Genomic DNA, 262 nt, shown 5'->3' on the forward strand with positions numbered 1-262 from the left:
CTCGGCCTCCAGGTCGAAGGTCTCCAGGCGCTTCTGGATGGCGGCTGCGCCCATGTCACCCTTGAAGTAGGTGCCGTAGCGGGCCACCATCGCGCGGTAGAGGCGCTCGTCACCGATCAGGGCACCGACCTTCAGGTTCGTGAAGTTATCCCACACGACCTCAAGACCGTCGATGTCACCGTCGAAGCGCTTACGAAGGCGCGCCATGTCCTTCTCGGCGCTCTTGCGGAGCTTTTCGCGTTCCGCGGCGGAGGCGCCATCA

Annotated in this window: 1 protein-coding gene; it reads right to left on the reverse strand. The window is 64.1% G+C overall.

Going from position 1 to position 262, the window contains the following annotated elements:
• A partial coding sequence (locus QP363_RS13185; protein ID WP_284764819.1) for a hypothetical protein occupies positions 1 to 262 on the reverse strand: 262 nt, incomplete at both ends.

It is taken from the genome of Corynebacterium sp. UMB6689 (assembly GCF_030215295.1).
Lineage (GTDB): Bacteria > Actinomycetota > Actinomycetes > Mycobacteriales > Mycobacteriaceae > Corynebacterium > Corynebacterium aurimucosum.